A 20,118-nucleotide genomic window follows, 5' to 3' on the forward strand; every position below is an offset into this window, starting at 1 on the left:
AGAGGGGATTCTTAAGACCAAATAAATAATCTTAACGGCGATATCAAAACGCCTCTACTGATTCCACTAAGATTTAACCCTAGCTTTACCGCTACTTTTCGGAAAATATTGGCTGCGCCGTTACAGTCTGCATTTATTTTTGTACCATCTTGAGAATGATACAAACCACGGCTAACTCTTTTACCTGACTCTTTCCACCAGTCGGGTTTTTCACCGTATTTAGGTAGAATATCATTGTCCAAGAATGATGCCTTTGATGTATAAGATTCTTCAGTTTCTACAAACTTGATACTGTATTGTTCACACAGTTGAGCAATGCGGTCTTTAAGTCGTGCTGTGGGGATTTGAACAAACTTTTGATTAGTTTTAGAGCCAAGATTGATAGTGTCTTTTTGTCCTGTATTCCAACCAAAAACTATAGTTCCAATCTTGTTTCCCAAACAATGATTTATAACTATTCGAGCCGATTTATTGATGGCATCACGTATTTGTCGGTTACGCTTTTCAGTTATTGATGCTAATTGCTTAGACCAAAAACCTGGCGGTTGATTTTCTTTTAAAACTGAAACTCGCTTGTTGTACCATTGGTTCATTGATTTTAATTTGCGTCCGTCAATTAAAAACGACGTGCCAACATTGCTGATGCAGGTTAGCCAATTATTTAAACCGTGGTCAATTGATAAAACATTATCAATATTTAAGTCAGCTTTGATAGGAGATATTTTGTAAACTAGCTCTAAATAGAACTGATTATTCCTTGGTAGTATCCGATATTCTTGAATGTTTTTGTGTTCTAGGTTTGAGGGCATGAGAATATAAAAAGCGTCAATTCCAAACCAAACTTTTACTTTACTGCCTAAGGGAAATCTTAAATTTCCGTCTTTTAATTTAACAGCTTGCCCTGGGAAAGTTACGAGATTAAAACCACCTTTTCTATATCCAGGTAACTTAGGTTTTTGGGTTAATGTTCCTTTTTTAAAACTTTTGAGAAGTCCGATATAAGACTTGAACGACTCCGCCACTGTTGTTAAACATTGCTGTGCGGCTTGAGAATACATTGAGCTAAAATGTGGATTGTTTCCTAACTCGCGGTGCAAATCAAATTTACCAGGAATTTTCCCAGTTTTCAAGAATAATTGTCTAGCATAGTATGTTCCACAATTGGCAAGTTTTACAGACTCGCTACACAAAAACTCTAAAACTCCTTTCTGGGGTGAACTCGGATTAATTCTAATTTGTTGACAACCATACATTTGTTTTACCTCCTGCTGTATATGTTAATATAAATGCACAAATAATTTTAGTGCTTTATGAAAACAAAATCATTAACAATTCGGTTATCTGAACGTAGAAGATATAAATTAGAGTTATACGCTGCTGAGAATGACAGAACAATAACTAGTTTATTAGAAGAGTGGATAGACAACCTGAAATTAAAAGACAATGCAGGCTAAAGCCTGCCACTAGCTTTCATCCCTCACTTAAAAGATGTTCATTCTTCAAAACCAAAAAGTTTTGAAGGATTCACTTCAGGGCTTTCAGCATTTCCCTTGTAAATCCAGATTTTTGATTTAATCGCACTAAAATATAGGACATATATCCTGCCAGAGCAGCCTTCTACGGATATTCGTGAGATACAAAGGGAACTGCAACTACTTCCCCTTCAGTTGCGCCAACTTGCACTTTTAAACCTACACCACCGACTTTACTACGGATGTAACCTAGTCCAAAGTGACCATCAGGGGTTTCTGTGTAACTGGTGAGTTTACCCACTTTTTCTTCCCCAATCGTGATCACGGTTCCCGGTTCCGCAGCAGCATCAAGTCGAATTCCCCAAAGGTATTGTTTTACACCTTTATATGTATTTAATCTCGCAATGGTTTCTTGTCCGATGTAGCAGCCTTTATTAAAAGATACTGTCTGCCATAAACCTACTTCTAGGGGATTATAATCATCCGTGAGTTCAAAATCCGGGGCTGGACGACCTTGTAATATTCTTAATATATCCCAAGCGCGATCGCTCAACTCTACCGCACCCAATTCTAATATTTGATTCCACAATTTTTCTTTTTCAGCAACTGGCAAAATTAGCGTATATCCAGGGGTCGCCAAACCGCTACCCACCGCAAATATCACACCATCAACTAAGATATGATTCCCATCAGGTTGACCAATCAGCGCCCCAGCACCCAGCTTTTCAATTATGCTGTTACTTTGAGTCCCAATTAAGCTCAGGGTTGCAGTTTCATCAGTCACATCGGTTAATATTACCTTATCAGCAAAGAAGATATAACGATCTAACCATTGCATAAGCAACTCACGGCGGTTAAGTGAAACCAACAGCAATACCGCATCATCTAGAACATAGCCAGTCACCAAGTCAATGGTTCGGGCTGTAGATGTCAAAATCACCGTATCACAGCCTTCTCCAGGTTTCAGTCCTTGGAAATCATTAGTACTTTGTCCGTGTAAAAACCGGAGTCTATCATCATTAGAAACACGGATAATTCCCCAATGAGAGCGATTGTCGCAGACAGCAACCCCTTCCGCCGCTGCGTGGATAGCTGCTGCTTCTTTATCGTCAATTGCAGATGTTGGCATAGTGTTGCAGAGTTGCTTTTTTTTGAATAGACATCTCCGAAAATCTTAGCAAATAAGGGTTTATGGCTTCAACTTGTTTTGAATTACCAGTGTCAAGAAACTAAGTAGTCCGGCATAAATATTTGTCGTTGGGATCAGGCAGGGGGAAAGAGGGTTTTAGCCTAGTTCCTATTTCTTTACATAGTTTGATTTTATTGTACTGACCTACTGACTGGATTTATTTTGCGTGCCTTAGCAGGAGGTGTGGCCACAGGTATTAACGCTTAATTATTAACAAGAAAACAATGTGTGTAATTAATTCTATCGGAGTACTTACCATTCAATAGGTAGCTGTAAAATCCCAAGTGCATATGTCAAATTAAAGATGTAAAAATCGATTTTTTGATGTTAAATGTTGAGTATTGCTCAAATTTGTTGAATTAAACCAACAGAATCCCTTTTTGCCATAATTATTGTAGGTTCTTGTAGGAGTGAATGTGAATATGATGTTTTTGCGTAAAAATCTTTTGTGCTTACCAAGTCTAGCCGCCCTTGCAGTTTTAGGTAGCAGCCTATCCGCAAATGCTCAGACACCACAGCCTATTGATTCTGTCATGTCTGACAACCAAGTGAATGCAGAATCCACAGCAGCCACTTTGGCCAAAGTACCAGCGCTCACCAACACCTCTACAGACATAATACCTGTTTTTGAAACAGGAGCAACTGAGCTTGCTGCCAATATCATGCCAGACAGCGAAGTGGAAGCTGAATCCACAGCCACCAACTTTGCCGAAGTACCCCAGTTTCCCAATGCTGCTACAGAAAAAACTCCTAGTCGGACAATCATACCCGTTCCAGGTACAGTCGCCACCTCATCCATGATGCTGACAGATGTAGTTTCAGAGTCTACTTCCCAACCATCTGCGGCTCAAGTAGCACAGCCAAATCAAATAGCACAATCGGATATTGATGTAGGAAGATCAACCCGTGGCGGTAGCAGCTATGTTGGAGTAGGTGCCAATATTGGTTTAAGTGGTGGAAGTACAGCCTTGGGCGATGGTAACTTCGCAGTTATTAGCAAAATAGGTTTCACAAGGTCTTTATCAATAAGACCGTCAGTAATACTAGGAGATAATACCCTATTTCTCATTCCCATCACTTACGATTTCTCCTTTCAGCAAGTAGGAGATCCATTTACAGAACGCCTACCCATCGCACCTTATGTGGGAGTCGGTGCAGCCATTCAAACTGGTGATAACTCAGAAACGGCTGTATTAGTAACTGGTGGTATTGATGTACCTCTAAATAATCGCTTTACTGCCACAGCCTCCGTCAATGCAGGATTTTTTAATCAAACCGATGTCGGTCTCTTGTTAGGAGTCGGTTACAACTTTGGCGGGTTTTAATTAAAAGGGAACAGGGGGCAGGTGACAGGTGACAGGTGACAGGTGACAGGTGACAGGTGACAGGTGACAGGTGGTAGAAGAAAGATAGAGAAATACTCCCCCTGCTCCCTACTCCCTGCTCCCTGCTCCCTGCTCCCTGCTCCCTGCCCCTCTGCCTCTACTTGGGACTCACTTTATCAATTACTTTGATTTTGCCGTCGTCTCCCACAGTCCAAACATCGTAGACACCAAGGACATCGCCATTGGCATCAACATCGACATTACCACTGGCTCCTTGGTAGTTAATCTTTTTACCCTCTTTTAGTAACTTCAGTCCCTCACAGACATCAGTTACTTCTGTACCAGTTCCATCAGCTACTTCACGGATTTTGCCAGCAATACCAACGCCTGTATTTTCTTTAGCCGCTTGTGCTGCCAATGTCAATAAGGCCGCAGCATCCCAAGCTTGAGGTGCATATTCTCCTGGGGAACCGCCTTTTTTCTCTTGCCAAAGTGTTTTGAAACTTGCTAATGCTTTACCATCAGAACCAGGGACTGTACCAATAGCGCCCGATAACAGATATTTTCCGTCAGCACTTTTACCAACTTGGCCAGGAAAGGTATCTGATTTCACCCCATCTGTGAGCATAATTTGTACTCCCTTTGCCAAACCTTGCTGATAGGCTGCTTTGAGGAATAAACTGCCTGTTTCGGCGTACATCACAGCCAGTACTGCGTCGGGTTTACCAGCAAAAGTAGCACCTGCTTCAGTATCAAAGGTTTGGGCTTTGGGGTCGTAGCGGACAGGTTTATCTTTATTAACTACTGTTCCACCTAATTGTTCAAAGGTTTTCACAAATGCTTTTTCAAAACCTACGCCATAGTCGTTGTTAATTACGACTGTAGAAACTCTTTTAAATCCTTTTTTCTTAGCAAGTTGGGCTAAAGCTAGTGCTTGGTAGGTATCAGGGGGAGCAGTCCGCGCCCAAAAGCCTTTAAAGTCACCTTTTGCGGCTTTGTCGGTGAAGACGGGACTGGTACTACCAGGGGAAACGATCATAACTTTATTGGGTACAGCTACGGAAACAGCAGCTGTAGAAACGCTACTAGCAAAGGAACCAACTACACCGGCTACTTTATCTACAGTTGCTAATTTGGTCATACCAGCTGCACCGGCTTTGGGGTCGGTTTGGTCGTCTACTTCTACTAAAGTGACTTTTTCTCCGTTTACACCACCGCAAGCGTTGACAGTATCGACAAGTAAGGGAACGGAACCAACCATTTGCTGACCAATAGAGGCTAAGTCACCGGTTGTTGGTAACAAACTACCAATTTTCAACCCTTTAGGATTATCGGTTGGGGTAGTTGAGTTAGCTGCTGGGGTGGCGGTAGTTCCTGTGGGTGTTGGGTTAGTTGTGGTGGTATTATCACAAGCGGCCATGAATAAGCCGCTGGCTATGGTAAATACAGTTAAAGCTAGGGAAACACTAATTCTGGACATGGATAACTCTCAATCCTGGGATATTCAGGAGCCTGAAAGTAGGATAAAACTAGGTTGAAAATCCAGATCAATTCTATCCAGACTCCAAAGCCTAAATAATAGCATCCATCTCCAGAAGTATAAGTGCTAGGAAAATATTAATTTTTACTCGGCTAAAAACGGAGAAGGAGGGATTCGAACCCTCGGATGGACCTTACGATTCCATCAACAGATTAGCAATCTGCCGCTTTCGACCACTCAGCCACCTCTCCCGGTCATAGACAACAATGTTATCAGAGATTTTTAGGTAAGTCAATAGTTATTTTGTCATTTGTTCAGTGGTCAGTTACTAATCACTAGTGACCACTGACAAACGACCCTATAACACTTGCGATCGCATCCAAGCCACTGGCAAAGTGCGAAATTTTTGCCATTGGGGAACGTAAGCACGCTGACTGAACACTTCATAATCATTGCGCTCAATCACATCTAAAATCTGCCCATACAGCATTGATGCAGTCCAAACTGGCCAACGGGCATCGGGTGCTAGGTAGCTAACTCCTTTGTCTGCCTGAATATAGAATTGGCGGGCGCGGTCAATCTCAAACTGCATTAGAGAACGCCAACGGTCATCTACTACACCTTTAAAAAAGTCTTGTTCGGTGTAATTGAATTTTGCCAAGTCTTCTAGGGGAATGTAGATCCGCCCCCGTTTTGCGTCCTCTCCCACATCGCGGAGGATGTTGGTGAGTTGATTGGCAATTCCTAGAGCGATCGCTTCTGCTGTGGGAATATAAGGTTGTTGGTTTCGATGCCAGGGCGCTGTATAGATGCTGGTATCTATACCCATAATTGCCGTTGACATTAAGCCCACAGTACCAGCAACCCGGTAGCAATAGAGGTATAAATCCTCAAATGTTTCATAACGACTGCGATATAAATCCATGCGCTGACCAGCAATCATATCCCTGAAGGGTTGAATGTCTATGGCAAAGCGTTGGAGAGTATCCACTAAAGCTACGTCATAATTGTCCAATGGGCAGCCCGCAAAAATCGAGTCCAGCTGCTTTTCCCATAGATCTAGGGTTTCTGGCGTGGTTATAGCAGATGCGGGGCCATCTACTAATTCATCTGTTCGGCGACACCAAGCGTATATTGCCCAAACAGATTGACGCTTTGCCGGACTCATCAGCAATGTACCCAGGTAAAAAGTTTTGGCATACTTGGCTGTGAGTTCCTGACAAAGTTTGTAGGAATCGTCTACAGAGACCAGCGTTTTCATGCGCGGGGGGGAATCAGGCAGTTGCAGCATTCGTTGCGGGCGGTCGAGTTAGCGTTTGCAGGTTGGAAGAGTTTGCTACCGATGGCGCTATGGCTTCTTTGTCGCCACGCCAGCTATCGGAGATCGCCTGTGCTGTTAGCTTACCAGAAAGTACTGCTCCCTCCATACTGCCTAGATAGCGTTGCATGGTGTAACTCCCGCTCAAAAAGAAGTTGGCTATAGGAGTTGTTTGGGTTGGACGGTACTGTTGACGACCAGGGGTCGCTTTGTAAACTGAACGCGGCGTTTTGACGACGTGAGATTTCAGCAGTTTTGCTGGGTTGTCTCCTTGAAAGTGGTCGGGAAAGAGTTTTTCCAACTCGGCCATAGTAGCCGAGAGAATTTCCTCGTCAGATTTGCTAATCCAATCTTTGGCGGGAGCTAGAACTAATTCCAGCATTGAGCGAGAGGGGTTAGCATATTCACGACAGGTGTTGCTCATATCAGCATAAACGCTGAGGAGGGGCGATCGAGAAAAAAGTAGGTGATCAATGTCTGTTAACTTCCGATCAAACCATAGATGGAGGTTAATTACTGGTACACCTTCTAAACCTTCCAGCTTTTGGAAAAATCCCATCTGCTTCCAAGGTTCTGGCAACATGACTTTTAATGGGTCAACCGACATGGCTGATACGTAAAAGTCTGCTGTCACTTCTTCATCTAGCTCCCCATTTAACCCGCGCAGCAAGAACCCTTTTACTGTACCATCCGGGTTGAGCAAAATCTCTTTTAGGGGCGCATTTAGTCTGACTTGTCCACCCCCTTCGGTGATGTAATCAACGATAGGTTGGCAGAGTCGTTCTGTGGGAGAACCATCCAAAAAGGCGATTTTGGAGCCGTATCGTTCTTGTAAAAAACGATTGAGGGCGGTTAATAAAATTGTGGAGGAAACTTCATCGGGGTTGATAAAGGTTAGCGCCTTGGAAGCAGCGATAAACACGTCACTGGCTACCCGCTCACCAACACCTTGTCTTTTTAACCAATCTGAGAAGTTGTATTTGTCCATCTCCTCAACATACTTTTGACCGCGAACGATAGCTGGAAGCAACCCAATGGCGAAACGAATCTTCTGCTCCCAAGTCAACATATCGTTGTTGCGAAGAATCGAGGCAATGATGTTAAACGGAGAAGGAATATCGGGAACATCAAAACGTGAGAGTGTTCCGGGTTTATCTGGTTGATTAAAAATCAGTGTATGCTCTTTCCATTGAAGTCGGTCTTCAATCCCCAACTCCTTGAGTAGTTGCAGCATATTGGGGTATGCCCCAAAGAAGGCGTGTAACCCGGTTTCGTACCAGTCGCCGTCAGCGTCTTTCCACGCCGCCACAAGACCACCCAATACATCCCGACGTTCTAAGACAATGGGAGTGTGACCTGCATCTATGAGATATTTCGCGCAGGAAAGTCCTGCTAAACCAGCACCAGCAATCACTACTCGCATTTAAACCTACTGCTTTTCAATATTTCTTAATTGTTTTCTCGTTCTCATTATATGTTGCAATCCGTTACATTTGGCATCACTTCCTGAAAAGGCAGGGAAGTTGAAGATGTCTAAAGATAAAGTAAACTGTATTGAATTTGCTTTTGGTAAGCCAATTATGCACACATCTGAGCATCTCCAAAGTTTTGGTAATCACCTGATTCTCGGTATTTCTGGTACAACCCTCAGCGATGATGATAAACGAGCGCTAAACGAGTTAAAACCAGTTGGAGTCATATTTTTCGCCAAAAATTTTCTTGATGGTGTACCTTATCCGGTTTGGTTAGAAAGCTTCAAGCAGCTAATTGACCAAATTCACCAATATGCTGAACGTGACTTCATGTTCACTACATTAGACCATGAAGGTGGTCGTGTTGTCCGGACACCTTTACCCATTACCCGTTTTCCTCATGCTTATTTGCTAAAAGCACAAGCCCGCGAAGTCGCAAAAGCCACAGCATTAGAATTAAAATCACTCAGTATTAATCTTTCTTGGTCTCCTGTGGCTGATATTTTCTCAAATCCCCAAAACCCGATTATTGGATCTCGCGCTTTTGGGACTACTCCCGAAACGGCTAGTCAAGGTGCGCGTGAATATTATCGAGGACTAGGGGAAGGAGGAATTCTCGGTTGTGCTAAACATTTTCCCGGACATGGTGACACTAGCACAGATTCTCATGTTGAATTACCAATATTGAATTTAAGTTTAGAAGATTTGCGAAAACGGGAATTGATACCTTTTCAAACATTGATTAAGGAACAGGTTCCATTAATTATGACAGCGCATATTTTGTTTCCTCAAATCGATCCTGATGTTCCAGCAACTTTATCTAAAATTATTTTAAATGATATTTTGAGAGAAGAATTAGGTTTTCAAGGTGTGATAGTTTCTGATGATTTAGATATGAAAGCAGTTTCTGAGATGTTTATGCAATCAGGAACGGTGGCGCAAGCTTTTTATGCTGGTTGTGATTTATTTATAGTTTCTCGAAATATCAACTCTTCATCTTTGAAACGGACATATAAAATAGCTGAAGATTTTTCTGCTAGTTTGAATAATGGTAGTTTAGATGCAGCAGTTGTAGAAGCGGCAAGGGATAGAATTGCGAATTTATTGGACGTAACTCCTCAATATCCAGTTTATCAACTTGACAAAGAGACTTTAGTAAAAAATGCGGAATTAGCAATTGCTTGTACTTTTCAAAATCAAAAGCCATCATAACTAGTTGCGCTTTTTCAGGAGAATAAAGCTGATTCCTGCAATCAGAAATCAGCTTTACTATGTTGGTACTTATGTGAACAGAATTAGATGAAAATCTAAATTCATTATTAGTAGTTGAATATTCATGCGAAAAGCCAGACTTTCAGATGATTAACTAAATACACTCTGGCTATTTTTTCCAGCCTTGGTATTGAGCGAACAACGCTTCTTTATCGGTTATTTCATTAGTTCCTGGAGGAGCGAGATAAGCAAGACCTAATGCTTGGAGATATTTGGTTTGATTAAACGTAGTTTGACTAGTTTCACCCTTGTCACCGTTTTCACTGGTTTGGCCATTTTGAGCCTCTTGACCACCTTTAATGTTAGCAGATGCTTCAACACTAAGTTCGGTCAATAATTCTTGATTTTTGATTTTTTCGGAGTATAACATCACTTTTTCTCCTAAATACACCTGGAGCATTACGTTAGTTGAGAACCGATTTATGATTGTTCAACTAATTGCTTGCCTTGTTTGTATAGTAGAGTCATTTTTTTTTGATTACCTCCGAATTATCAAAATTGAATTAGGTAGTAATTAAGAGATGATCAATCTGTTCCGAGTTATTGACAATGAAATCATGATTTCCTGACATATCTAACGCAAATATCTAGTTTTGCTCAAACTCGTGTGAGCAGATTTATCAATAAGCCAGTTCATCACAAATAAGTTGACCAAATCTGATTGAAAACGTTGGAAATGTTGTTTAGTAAGGCTTTTCGGCTTTATACTCATTCAGGTAATTTTTTATTATTTAAGTGATATTTGTATTGCGAAAGTTATTCTTTTAACAAAAACCCATGAAGAATGACATATTTCGTAATCTCAATAAGTATTATTTATTTGTTCATTTTAATACTTAAAAAAAGCTGTATTAAAAATAGCATTGTCAGCAAACCCGAAGGATTAGAGAATCTGAGATACTAGCAACTTACGTTAATATAGCAGATCAATGAGGTACAGAATCAAAATTGAAACCTAGACAGCAAGCCAGTTTTACTCCTGACTCCTGACTCCTGAATTCTGCTGTATCAAATTCCATGACTTTTGCCAATTACCCAATTACGACGGAAAAACCGAGCTAAAGAAGATTCTTCCAAAGATAAATAAATCGGTCTACCATGTGGACAGGTGCGGGGGTTGCGTGTGCGTTGCCAATCATCTAATAATTTCTGCATTTCTGGTAAATTCATTGGTGTACCATTACGAATTGCACTGCGACAAGCAACAGCAACTTGGGCTGTTTGTAAATCTCCTCCCCAACTCAGTTCTAAAAGTGCTTCGGCACAGTCTTCACGTTGTTGTAACATTGCGGGAATGTTGCGAACTGCCCAAAGTTTTTCACCAAATGGTTCAATATCTAAATTAATATTTTGCAGTTGGGAAACTTGCGCTGGTGATAATTGATAAAGAATAATTGGTGTTTCTACAGCGACAAGTTGCCAATTATCACAAAGTTGCTCATACAAAACTCGCTCATGGGCAATGTGCTGTTCTACTAACCAGATTCCTCCTGAATGTTCAGCAATAATATAAGTATTGCTTACTTGGGCAACAGCTTTTAAATAGTTCTGAGTATGATCTTGCTCTTGATTTTGATTTCGATTTTGAGGTTGAAAATTATAACCACCTTTTGTTTCTGCAACTTTGAGTAATTTACTGACTCGTGTTGTTTGAACAGATTCTTTAATATTAACTTCAGAAATCCGCAGTGCTTGGTTAATAGCTTGGGTAATTTGTTCTTGCCAAAAATTTAGTTCGTTGAGATAAATTTCAGTTTTGGCAGGGTTGCGATTCCAATTGATTTGGTCAGGAGAAATGGCAAGATGTAAAAAACAAATGGGATAGCGATCGCGCGGTAATGTTTTGTGAAATGCTGATAAAATCGCTTGCTCTAATTCCGGTGATTTAATCATCCTGCCATTGATTGCTACTTTTACCCAATCAGGACGATGACGATGACACCTATCTGGTAAACCTATGACTAAATTTATGACTGATTTGTCCAAGTTTGGTAATTCTAACTGACAAAAATGCAAATCACTTTGTCGCACTTGGGGCAGAATTTGCGGGATTAGTTGTTCTACAGTTGCAGCTGGACAGATAGTGAACAATTCTCGGTCATTTTGCCAAACTTGGTAAGTGACTTGAGGATGACAAAGGGCAATTTGTTGAATTATCCCTTGTACTGCCTTCATTTGCTGTGCAGGGGTGGGTAAACCTTGACGACGGGCGGGGCAGTTAGCGAACAAATTAGAGACGGTGACGACTGTTCCAGGGGCTATTGGGGCTATTTCTAGTTTGACTACTTCTCCACCTTCGTTATAAACAACCTGGTATCCCTCATTTCCACCCACGGGACGACTGAAAATTTCTAAATCTGCCAAGGTTGTTAAGCTGTGTAAAGCCTCACCACGAAACCCTAAACTGGTAATTTTCCATAAATCCGCACTAGAACGAATTTTACTGGTGCTATGGGCTGCTGCGGCTTGTTGCAAGTCATCAAGATTCATTCCACAACCATTATCAGCTACGCGGACTCGCCAATGTTGCGGCCATAGAGAAACTACAATGCGGGTTGCACCAGCATCTAGGGAATTTTCTACCAATTCCCGCACTACAGCAGATAAAGAGTCAATTACCTCTCCAGCCGTAATTAAATATACAACTTCTGTTGGTAAAGCTTGAATAGTAGATGCCATAGCCGGAATCAAAAATTAAAAATTAAAAATTGAGCGAACGTGCAGAACATTAGCCTACAATATTCCGACTACTGGCTTCTGACAGATGTGTTGTTTTATTTAACATCTCAACAGAATTTTTGATTAATTGTAAAGAAAACCTGATTATAAGAGGATCTTTGATAAATTGCAGATGAGGTGATAAGCGGAAAAAACTTATGAGTAGTAGTTTAGTCGCTGATGTTCAGGATCTGAAGTCCCTTCTTGAATGGGGTCAACCTGCGTTTACAATTGTTGATGTGCGCGATCGCTACACTTACAATCACGGCCATATCACTGGGGCTATCTCAATTCCCTTAGATGACTTGGAATCCCGTGCTAAATCTGCTCTGCACAAAGAACGCCAAATCTACGTTTATGGCGAACATGATGCCCATGCAGCCCATGCAGCCCAAATCTTGCGCGGTGCTGGCTTCACTGATGTTTCTGAAATTCAAGGTGGCCTTACCGCCTGGAAAACAATTGGTGGCGCGACAGAAGGAGTGTAATACCGTTTCACTTTAAGGTGGATACAAATGGACAGACGCGGTGACCGAAGAGGACGCGGAGAGGGGGAGACGCGGTGACGCGGAGAGATTATCCCCGTGTCCCCCTGTCCCCGTGTCCCTCTTTCTCCGTGTCCCCGTGTCTTCTTCAAGGGGAGATTCATTTGTATAGCCGTGGACAGGGTGGTTAGGACATCAATTGATAATGAAACTCTCACTACAAGAGGGTTTTACTCCTGACTCCTGACTCCTGACTCCTGACTCCTGACTCCTGCTATAGCTTTAATTAAGTGAATTGATATAAATCTCTACTTAACCTAGAGATATCAATATAATTCGTAATTCGTAATTACAGGTATAAGCCTCTAACTTTCGTTATGGAAAAGCAAAAAGGCTTATTATCTTTATTTTTAGCCCTGAGATTTATCAGTGGGTTAATAATTACGAATTACGAATTATGCTATTGGATTTATATTTGACAATCCTCAGCACGGTGCCATAACACACTGGTTCGAGTTAACCACACTCGCAACAGCAAAAAGTAACTCATCTAAATTAATAGGCTTGCATAGGTGCTTCTGAAAACCTGCTTTTAATGAATATTCTTGATCTGCTGCTGAAGCCCAGCCCGTCATAGCAATAGCCGGAAACCATCTCCCTTTCAATGCTTGCAAATTTCTAACTTTTGGTAGCAACGAATAGCCATCTTCATCTGGGAGAGAGATGTCGGTGATTAAGATGTCAGGTTTAAAATTAGATATTATTTCTATAGCCTCATGTGCAGAAGCAGCAGACATAATCTCTGCACCTTCCAATTCAAATAATAAAGTCAGTATTTGTCTGGTATCACTATCATCATCGACAATCAGTAATCGTAAGTTATTAAGATGGATAGATTGGCTATACATGAATCTTACCTGCTTTTATTTTTAACAGTTTGATTGGTAAAAATAAAGGAATTAAAAAGCATATCCTCTTTTATGCTATGCACAATGAATATTGGCTGTCTGTCCGGTTTCGTACATAGAAGCCCAAAAGATTCAATAGCAATTATGTTGAGGTGAATTGTCTAGTAAGCGTGCATATTCATTTCTGATGACTTTATAACACTCACAGGAACTCGCTTCTAAAGCTTCTCGATTGATAATCTTAATATTACCTCGATGGTAATTAATCATTCCTGCTTTACTGAGAGTACTCGCTGCCACTGTAACACCAGACCGACGTACACCCAACATATGAGAGATAAATTCTTGAGTAAGAGGAAATTCATTTGAATTTAGACGGTCAGAAACTGTCAATAACCACCGAGAAAGTCGCTCTTCTAACGTATGTAATCGGTTACAAGCAGCGCATTGTGTAATTTCAATGTAGACAGTTTTTACATAGCGCAGTAGCAAGTCTTGAATCGCTACTCCTCGATCAAATTCGGTTTTAAGTGTATCTGCATCAATTCGCAACGCATTACCTGGAACTTGGACAATTGCAGTTATATTTGTGATGTCATCTCCCAAAATAACGGGTATACCTACCATACCTTCTTTACTCACTAAACCAACTTCTACTGATGAGCCGTTGTCCATTGTGCAGAGTAGGGAAATAACTGCTGTACCAGGAAAATAGACGTATTTGATTGGTTCTTCTGCCTCGTAAATACTTTGCCCAGATGTGAGCGATACAAGTTCTAAATGTGGAGCAAGATGCTCAAAATCAGATTTAGGCAAAGCAGCAAGCAGTTTATTATTTGACCTTAGGGAATTATTATCTAATAACATGATAATTCTCCTTATATTTAGCTGTCTTTAGAAAAGGCAACCCCAGGCATAAAGAGAGAAAATCCGCATTTAGCCCTAATGTCAAAAGATGTATTCTCTAAAGTGATCTTTTTAACGGAAACCTTTCACACCACTATATTACCTATCTTTATTATAAATGATCTAACTAATGACTTGAGAATTACCGAAAGGATAGGTTTTTTTAGACAAAAATATAGCTGTAATGTCCAAAAAACTTATTTTTATCTAGTCGTTATATTGATAGATTCGTTTACATCATTAATTATGTTTTTATTAATGCTAACTTCCTGCTTTTGAGGCAATAAATAGACAATTTTACTTTTACGAATTAATCAGGTTTGGCATATATAAATAATAACATTGACTACAATGTCACTTGTAACGGGTAAAACAGGCAAAAACCGTTAATATGCTCAAAAAAAATCCCCCGCATTCAAGTAGGGGATAGTCAAAAGCGGCAACATTCTTTCTTTAGTCTTGCATTGCCAAAACCTGATCTGGTTCAGGTTTCAACAAACCATTTAATAAAGATGCAGGACGTTGAGTATAAGGCCAAGCAAACGCATGACGGAAAGCCGCATCTTGACAAGCTTTTAACTGTGCAAAATTGATAATGTCGTAAGTCAAGAGATTTTCATACTCAAACGGTAGTCGCACATTGTGCAAACCAGCGTTATCCGTACATATGGCAATATCTACACCAACTTCAAAACAACGGTCAAAAACTAATTTGAGTTGACGGATATCCTGTAAAGTTCCTGTTTTCAGGTAGGTGGTAGGACAAACTTCCAAACACTGTCCCCGTTTAGCTACATCTTTAAGTAATTCTGGGTAAAGTAGGGGAATTTGGATACCGTGACCAATTCGCATTAAATAGGGTAAAAGTTCTGGATAGCAACCTGCGGTAGTTTCGTAAAGATGTCCTGTGGTTTTTACGCCTAGAGTTTGGGCATAATTATATAAACTAATCCATTCTGCCATGCGTTCAGCATAGTAACTATCGCCCCCCGCAATATCTACCGCACAGACATAATTTGGATTTTGCGCTGCTAAGTCAACAATTGCCTTATTGACTTCATAAGGTAATCGTGAGTGCATACAGAGAATTTGGCTGGTGACAATGGGATATTCTGGTAAATGGCTGGATTTGCCCACAATATTCACAATTTCCGTCATTTTGTCAATTCTTTCAGCTTGACTTAAATGCTCAGGAGTCCGCAAATAGGGAGTGTAACGCAATTCCAGATAAGCCAAATTTTCAAATATATAAGCACCCCGCAGCAAGCGGTAGATAAAGTAAGGTAAAGTTTCCACCGTTTGCACACTTTCAACTAAGGTGTGTAATTCCAGATATTCATCTAGGGTGTTACGGGGACGGGTATAAAAATCTTCAAATTCTGAATATTCAGTAAAGCGAGAAATTAACTCAGTAGAATGGCGCTGAAAATATCGCCATAATACACGAGGTACAACTGAACCACCTAGATGCCGATGCAATTCTGCGTATAAAGCCATAGTGGTCTTTTTTTGTAAAAATTTTATTAATCTTAACAAAAACGCTAATAAAAAAAATCTATCTCTGAAGAAGGATTATTATAGCCGTGGACAGGGTGGTTAGGACATCAATTGATAATGAAACTCCCACTACAAGAGGGTTTTACTCCTGACTCCTGACTCCTGACTCCTGACTCCTGACTCCTGACTCCTGACTCCTGACTCCTGACTCCTGACTCCTGACTCCTGACTCCTGACTCCTGACTCCTGACTTATGCTATAGTATTGGTCATTATCGCTGCACAGAAGGGTAGGCGTATGTACAATAGCGATCGCGCCCTTGTTGTTTAGCGTCATACAAAGCTTGATCTGCATAAGCAATGATTGTATCTGGTTTAACTTCCAACTTTGGTATAAGAGAAGCAATTCCCAGACTAACTGTGACGATATCTTTGACATTAGACTGTTCATGAGGAATCGCCAGATCATGAATTGCTTGTTGAATTCTAGCTGCTACCTTAATCGCTCCTTCTAAATCCGTATTCGGGAGCAGTACAGTGAATTCTTCCCCACCGTAACGCGCCACCAAATCAGTAGGACGATTTATATCTTGACGACGAATAAATTGATACAATGTTTGAGAGATTTTGAAGAGACAATCATCACCAGCCAAATGACCGTAGTAGTCGTTATAGCGTTTGAAGGCATCAATATCCAGTAAAATCAGGGAAAGTGGCTGCTGTTCTTGGGCTAGTTGCTGCCATTCATCTTTGAGACGATTATTGAAACAGCGACGATTAGCCACCTGAGTCAAAGCATCCAAATTTGCCAGTAATTCAAGTTGATGATTTGCATCTTGCAAAGCCAGTTCAGTTTGTTTCCGTGCAGTGATATCACGTATGGTAATAGCAAAACCATCACCTAACTTTACCGCCACAAAGTGGAACCAATAAGACTGTCCTGATGGGTAGTAAAAATCCTGTTCTAGAGGTTCACCCATCTCGACGACCGCAACAAAGCGCTCAAAGAGTTCTGGGTCAAGACGATGCACGAATTTTTTTAGCACCAACTTGCCGATCATCTCCTCACGGCTACGGTCAAAGGCTCTGGCGATTACCGGGTTGACGACTAAGCAACGAAAATCCTCAATATCCCCGGTTGCGGGGTCGCGGACAGCTTGCAGTGCAGCAATACCATCAAGTGAACTATTCAAAACGCTAGACAACAAAGCTCTGGACTGATAAAGTACCTCTTCTGTTTCCCTACGGTTAGCAACTTCTTGTTCTAAAAGGCGTTGTTGACGTTGAATGGTTAACTGATTTTCGAGACGCGCTACTACTTCTTCAATTTGAAAAGGTTTTGTGATGTAGTCTATACCACCTGACTTAAAGGCGGTGACTTTATCGAAAACATCATCTAAAGCACTAATAAAAATAACGGGAATATTGCATAAATTCTCATCAGCTTTAAAAGCTTGACAGACTTGATAGCCATCCATTTCTGGCATTTTGATATCTAACAGGATCACATCTGGTCGTTTCACCTTCACCGTTTTTAGAGCCATTCGCCCACTGGTGACGCTGCGAACAGTGTAGCCAAGTTTAACCAGTAAATCGCTTAGTAATTGTAAGTTCTCTGGAATATCATCTACCAGGAGAATGTTACCTTTGTTTTCCGGTTGAGAATCAAGATTCATTGGTTATTAGGGGTTCGGCTAAGTCAACAAGCTGCTCAAATTCAAATTGACGCGCAAGTTTCGCCACGGCTTGTGCTAGGCGATTTTCAGTTTCTGGAATTTCTCCTACTAGTTGCAAGACCAGGTTAGTATTGGCCTCAAGAGCAGCTTCGTATAGCTGAGTCATCCATTCTCCAGACATACAGGTCAAATTTTGGGATTTAAAAGCGCTTTCTGCTGAATTTTCTAATATAAGTGATCTTGTTTGGGTAAAGATATAGCTTACACCCAGATGTTTAGTTAAAGCGTCAAAAATTGTATTTTCAGTAAAGGGTTTACGCGTCAAGTCATCACAACCTGCTGAGAGAACGATGCCTTCGGCGTTTCGTAGGAGCTATCGCTTTTTCTTCTTCTAATACACTCGCTGTAACGGCAATTACAGCGGTAGCATTGCCTTTTGTAATAGATTGATGTACTTGGTAGCTTCGTAACCGTCCATGATGGACATTATCATGTCCATTCAGATTAAATGCGGTTCCCATTCATCCCAAATTGCGATGCCTGCGGCGAGCGAAGCTATCGCTAATCATGGATTATTGAGCCGATACTTTTAGAAGTTAATCCTAAATCGAAAAGCTGCCTGTATTTGTATAATTTTTATGAGCGATCGCTCGATTGCGTCCCTGCTCTTTAGCTACATACAAGGCTTGATCAGCATAGGAAATCAGAGCTTCTAAATTTTGTTCTAAGGTAGGAACCAGACTGGCAACCCCCATACTCAGGGTGATGTAATTACTCACTTGAGAATTCTGATGGGGAATCTGCAAAGAAGCGATCGCCGTTTGGATCGTCTTGGCAACCTTAAGCGCCCCTTTGATATCGGTATTGCTCAAAATTACGGCAAACTCTTCACCACCGTAGCGGGCAACTAAATCAGTCGGGCGTTGAGTAACTTTGGCAATTTCCTGTGCTACTTTAATCAAACATTCATCGCCACCTTGATGTCCATAACTATCGTTATAAACCTTAAAGTAATCGATATCAATCATGATCAGTGCCAGGGGATTTTGTTCCCGTTGATGCCGTGTATGTTCTAAAGCTAGATAGTTATCAAAACAGCGGCGATTAGCAATCTGGGTTAACCCATCCACATTTGCCAACAACTCCAATTTCTGATTGGCAATAACTAGCTCTTGGGTGCTTTCTTGGATTCGATGTTCCAAAGTTTCAAAAGAGGTCTGTAACTGCAATGCCATATTATTAAACGATTTTGCCAGTTGACCTATTTCGTCTTTTGAGTTGATTTTGACGCGGATATCTAAGTTACCTGCGGTAAAATGGGAAACTATATTATTAAGGTAAATTATTTGCTTTGTTACTAGTTGCCCAATAGCAAAAGCGATGATTGTCACTACTGAGGCGATCAATGAAAATAGAAACATTACGTCACGAATTTGCTTTTCTACAGGTGCTAAGGCAACAGCCAGGGGCTGGGCGAACAAAACAGACCAAGGTTTATATTGCAAATAAGCGATCGCAATCAGATTAACCTGATCACCGGCTGCTTCTAAAGATGAAATTACATACGACTGTTTATGATCCAATGCTTGTTTAAGTTTTGACTCATTAGTTGCCAATTCTTTAACAGGAGAATTAGGCAAACGTCCTTCCCGTTGCAGTTGAGTTACAACATCGGTAGGCAGAGGCACAATTGATTTAGAAATTAGTTGTGGTGCAGTGCTATGTGCCAGATAAATATTATTTTCATCTAAAAGAATAGCAAAAGATTTTGCCCCAGCCTGTTCAGTTTGTCGAGTTACTAATTGCTGCACAACAGTAGCATTGTATGAAACACGCAAAACACCCAATATATCTCCCTTGGCATTGCGAACCGGACTACTAAAAAATACGGTAATCAGGTCAGGAATTGTCGCCGTAGGCGTAGCCCGCCGTAGGCATCGCTTCATACTAGAAACAAAAGATAACCCAGTTTGCAGGGGTTCTTTAAAATAATCTTGAACTGATTCATCTTTGCCAATGTTCGCTGTACGTGTATCCAATACATTTTACCGTTTAAGTCGAGCAAAGCATAGGAGAAAACATTGAGCATATCTTTGCGACTGAGACGGATTAATGTTTCTGTCGCCAATTCCATTTCGGGGCTATCATCTCGCTGTTTTGGAGTGAGGCTGAGGTAGCGTGACAAACCTGGTAAAATCGCCTCTACGCGGACAGAATCGAGATTTACATCAATAAAGGCATCTATTCTGTTAGCGGTTTCGTTAGCCGCCGCAGATAGGGCTTGTTTGGCGTTGTCAGTTAGTGCCTTTTCAGTTGTCTGTTTGTTGATAAATGCCAATAGCAGCAATGGAACCAAAGCAACAACGAGAAACGACGCGATCAACTTTGTACGGATGCCCAT

The 20,118-nt window shown here is 41.1% G+C and carries 18 protein-coding genes and 1 tRNA gene; 3 read left to right on the forward strand and 16 right to left on the reverse strand.

Annotated elements, in window-relative coordinates; genetic code table 11:
* Positions 1-11 precede the first annotated feature (11 nt).
* Positions 12-1,253 carry an RNA-guided endonuclease InsQ/TnpB family protein gene (locus H6G68_RS00610; RefSeq protein ID WP_190904889.1) on the reverse strand — a complete coding sequence of 414 codons (1,242 nt, stop codon included), beginning with the start codon at positions 1,251-1,253 and terminating at the stop codon, positions 12-14.
* Positions 1,254-1,617: 364 nt separating this feature from the next.
* A complete protein-coding gene (ygfZ, locus tag H6G68_RS00615) occupies positions 1,618-2,601 on the reverse strand; it encodes a CAF17-like 4Fe-4S cluster assembly/insertion protein YgfZ (protein WP_190904890.1) in 984 nt (327 codons plus the stop codon).
* 485 nt (positions 2,602-3,086) lie between these two features.
* On the opposite strand from ygfZ, the gene H6G68_RS00620 reads away from it, so the two are divergent.
* Positions 3,087-3,986: a hypothetical protein gene (locus H6G68_RS00620; protein WP_190905090.1), complete on the forward strand. Its 900-nt coding sequence runs from the start codon at positions 3,087-3,089 to the stop codon at positions 3,984-3,986.
* A gap of 157 nt (positions 3,987-4,143) precedes the next feature.
* Here H6G68_RS00620 and H6G68_RS00625 read toward each other — a convergent pair whose 3' ends face one another.
* The 4 genes from H6G68_RS00625 to pds all read right to left on the reverse strand — a co-directional run bounded on the left by H6G68_RS00625 (position 4,144) and on the right by pds (position 8,207).
* On the reverse strand, positions 4,144-5,466 hold the full coding sequence (locus H6G68_RS00625) for an ABC transporter substrate-binding protein (protein WP_190904891.1): 1,323 nt from the start codon (positions 5,464-5,466) through the stop codon (positions 4,144-4,146).
* Positions 5,467-5,625: 159 nt separating this feature from the next.
* Positions 5,626-5,717 (reverse strand) — tRNA-Ser (locus H6G68_RS00630).
* Positions 5,718-5,824: 107 nt separating this feature from the next.
* Positions 5,825-6,757: a 15-cis-phytoene synthase CrtB gene (gene crtB / locus H6G68_RS00635; protein WP_127052306.1), complete on the reverse strand. Its 933-nt coding sequence runs from the start codon at positions 6,755-6,757 to the stop codon at positions 5,825-5,827.
* On the reverse strand, positions 6,741-8,207 hold the full coding sequence (gene pds, locus H6G68_RS00640; protein ID WP_190904892.1) for a 15-cis-phytoene desaturase: 1,467 nt from the start codon (positions 8,205-8,207) through the stop codon (positions 6,741-6,743). Before pds ends, crtB begins: the two co-directional genes overlap by 17 nt.
* 157 nt (positions 8,208-8,364) lie before the next feature.
* Here pds and nagZ point away from each other — a divergent pair, with 157 nt between their 5' ends.
* Positions 8,365-9,468 carry a beta-N-acetylhexosaminidase gene (nagZ, locus tag H6G68_RS00645; RefSeq protein WP_190905091.1) on the forward strand — a complete coding sequence of 368 codons (1,104 nt, stop codon included), beginning with the start codon at positions 8,365-8,367 and terminating at the stop codon, positions 9,466-9,468.
* Between the two features lie 169 nt (positions 9,469-9,637).
* Here the strand turns inward: nagZ and H6G68_RS00650 are convergent, their stop codons facing one another.
* Both H6G68_RS00650 and mutL read right to left on the reverse strand, forming a co-directional pair.
* Positions 9,638-9,898: a hypothetical protein gene (locus tag H6G68_RS00650; protein WP_190904893.1), complete on the reverse strand. Its 261-nt coding sequence runs from the start codon at positions 9,896-9,898 to the stop codon at positions 9,638-9,640.
* 638 nt (positions 9,899-10,536) lie between these two features.
* Positions 10,537-12,207, reverse strand: a complete 1,671-nt coding sequence (gene mutL / locus H6G68_RS00655; protein WP_190904894.1) for a DNA mismatch repair endonuclease MutL — start codon at positions 12,205-12,207, stop codon at positions 10,537-10,539.
* 197 nt (positions 12,208-12,404) lie between these two features.
* Between mutL and H6G68_RS00660 the strand changes: the two genes are divergently transcribed.
* Positions 12,405-12,734 (forward strand): rhodanese-like domain-containing protein, encoded by a 330-nt coding sequence (locus H6G68_RS00660; protein WP_190904895.1) that lies wholly within the window; start codon positions 12,405-12,407, stop codon positions 12,732-12,734.
* Positions 12,735-13,216: 482 nt separating this feature from the next.
* On the opposite strand, the gene H6G68_RS00665 is transcribed toward H6G68_RS00660, so the two are convergent.
* The 8 genes from H6G68_RS00665 to H6G68_RS27005 all read right to left on the reverse strand — a co-directional run bounded on the left by H6G68_RS00665 (position 13,217) and on the right by H6G68_RS27005 (position 20,118).
* Positions 13,217-13,639 carry a response regulator gene (locus H6G68_RS00665; protein ID WP_190904896.1) on the reverse strand — a complete coding sequence of 141 codons (423 nt, stop codon included), beginning with the start codon at positions 13,637-13,639 and terminating at the stop codon, positions 13,217-13,219.
* Between the two features lie 132 nt (positions 13,640-13,771).
* The gene (locus H6G68_RS00670) at positions 13,772-14,506 is read right to left on the reverse strand and encodes a Crp/Fnr family transcriptional regulator (protein ID WP_190904897.1); all 735 of its coding nucleotides are present in this window, start codon (positions 14,504-14,506) and stop codon (positions 13,772-13,774) included.
* A gap of 492 nt (positions 14,507-14,998) precedes the next feature.
* Positions 14,999-16,042 carry an adenosine deaminase gene (locus H6G68_RS00675; RefSeq protein WP_190904898.1) on the reverse strand — a complete coding sequence of 348 codons (1,044 nt, stop codon included), beginning with the start codon at positions 16,040-16,042 and terminating at the stop codon, positions 14,999-15,001.
* A 271-nt stretch (positions 16,043-16,313) separates the two neighbouring features.
* Positions 16,314-17,717 (reverse strand): diguanylate cyclase domain-containing protein, encoded by a 1,404-nt coding sequence (locus tag H6G68_RS00680; RefSeq protein WP_190904899.1) that lies wholly within the window; start codon positions 17,715-17,717, stop codon positions 16,314-16,316.
* Complete coding sequence (locus tag H6G68_RS26995; RefSeq protein ID WP_242045087.1) at positions 17,707-17,883, reverse strand: hypothetical protein; 177 nt, start codon at positions 17,881-17,883, stop codon at positions 17,707-17,709. Before H6G68_RS26995 ends, H6G68_RS00680 begins: the two co-directional genes overlap by 11 nt.
* A gap of 163 nt (positions 17,884-18,046) precedes the next feature.
* A complete protein-coding gene (locus tag H6G68_RS27000) occupies positions 18,047-18,238 on the reverse strand; it encodes a hypothetical protein (protein ID WP_242045088.1) in 192 nt (63 codons plus the stop codon).
* An 81-nt stretch (positions 18,239-18,319) separates the two neighbouring features.
* Positions 18,320-19,756: a diguanylate cyclase domain-containing protein gene (locus H6G68_RS00690; RefSeq protein ID WP_242045089.1), complete on the reverse strand. Its 1,437-nt coding sequence runs from the start codon at positions 19,754-19,756 to the stop codon at positions 18,320-18,322.
* The gene (locus tag H6G68_RS27005) at positions 19,660-20,118 is read right to left on the reverse strand and encodes a hypothetical protein (protein WP_242045090.1); all 459 of its coding nucleotides are present in this window, start codon (positions 20,116-20,118) and stop codon (positions 19,660-19,662) included. The genes H6G68_RS00690 and H6G68_RS27005 overlap by 97 nt, the downstream gene beginning before the upstream one ends.

Source organism: Anabaena catenula FACHB-362 (assembly GCF_014698735.1).
GTDB lineage: Bacteria > Cyanobacteriota > Cyanobacteriia > Cyanobacteriales > Nostocaceae > Anabaena > Anabaena variabilis_A.

Coding starts and splice junctions, on each gene's coding strand:
- H6G68_RS00660 (WP_190904895.1), top strand. CDS start 12,405: ATGAGTAGTAGTTTAGTCGCTGATGTTCAGGATCTGAAGTCCCTTCTT.
- H6G68_RS00650 (WP_190904893.1), bottom strand. CDS start 9,898: ATGTTATACTCCGAAAAAATCAAAAATCAAGAATTATTGACCGAACTT.
- H6G68_RS00665 (WP_190904896.1), bottom strand. CDS start 13,639: ATGTATAGCCAATCTATCCATCTTAATAACTTACGATTACTGATTGTC.
- H6G68_RS27005 (WP_242045090.1), bottom strand. CDS start 20,118: ATGGGCATCCGTACAAAGTTGATCGCGTCGTTTCTCGTTGTTGCTTTG.
- H6G68_RS00675 (WP_190904898.1), bottom strand. CDS start 16,042: ATGGCTTTATACGCAGAATTGCATCGGCATCTAGGTGGTTCAGTTGTA.
- H6G68_RS27000 (WP_242045088.1), bottom strand. CDS start 18,238: ATGGGAACCGCATTTAATCTGAATGGACATGATAATGTCCATCATGGA.
- H6G68_RS00620 (WP_190905090.1), top strand. CDS start 3,087: ATGTTTTTGCGTAAAAATCTTTTGTGCTTACCAAGTCTAGCCGCCCTT.
- mutL (WP_190904894.1), bottom strand. CDS start 12,207: ATGGCATCTACTATTCAAGCTTTACCAACAGAAGTTGTATATTTAATT.
- H6G68_RS00680 (WP_190904899.1), bottom strand. CDS start 17,717: ATGAATCTTGATTCTCAACCGGAAAACAAAGGTAACATTCTCCTGGTA.
- H6G68_RS00670 (WP_190904897.1), bottom strand. CDS start 14,506: ATGTTATTAGATAATAATTCCCTAAGGTCAAATAATAAACTGCTTGCT.
- ygfZ (WP_190904890.1), bottom strand. CDS start 2,601: ATGCCAACATCTGCAATTGACGATAAAGAAGCAGCAGCTATCCACGCA.
- nagZ (WP_190905091.1), top strand. CDS start 8,365: ATGCACACATCTGAGCATCTCCAAAGTTTTGGTAATCACCTGATTCTC.
- H6G68_RS26995 (WP_242045087.1), bottom strand. CDS start 17,883: ATGACTCAGCTATACGAAGCTGCTCTTGAGGCCAATACTAACCTGGTC.
- H6G68_RS00610 (WP_190904889.1), bottom strand. CDS start 1,253: ATGTATGGTTGTCAACAAATTAGAATTAATCCGAGTTCACCCCAGAAA.
- crtB (WP_127052306.1), bottom strand. CDS start 6,757: ATGCTGCAACTGCCTGATTCCCCCCCGCGCATGAAAACGCTGGTCTCT.
- pds (WP_190904892.1), bottom strand. CDS start 8,207: ATGCGAGTAGTGATTGCTGGTGCTGGTTTAGCAGGACTTTCCTGCGCG.
- H6G68_RS00625 (WP_190904891.1), bottom strand. CDS start 5,466: ATGTCCAGAATTAGTGTTTCCCTAGCTTTAACTGTATTTACCATAGCC.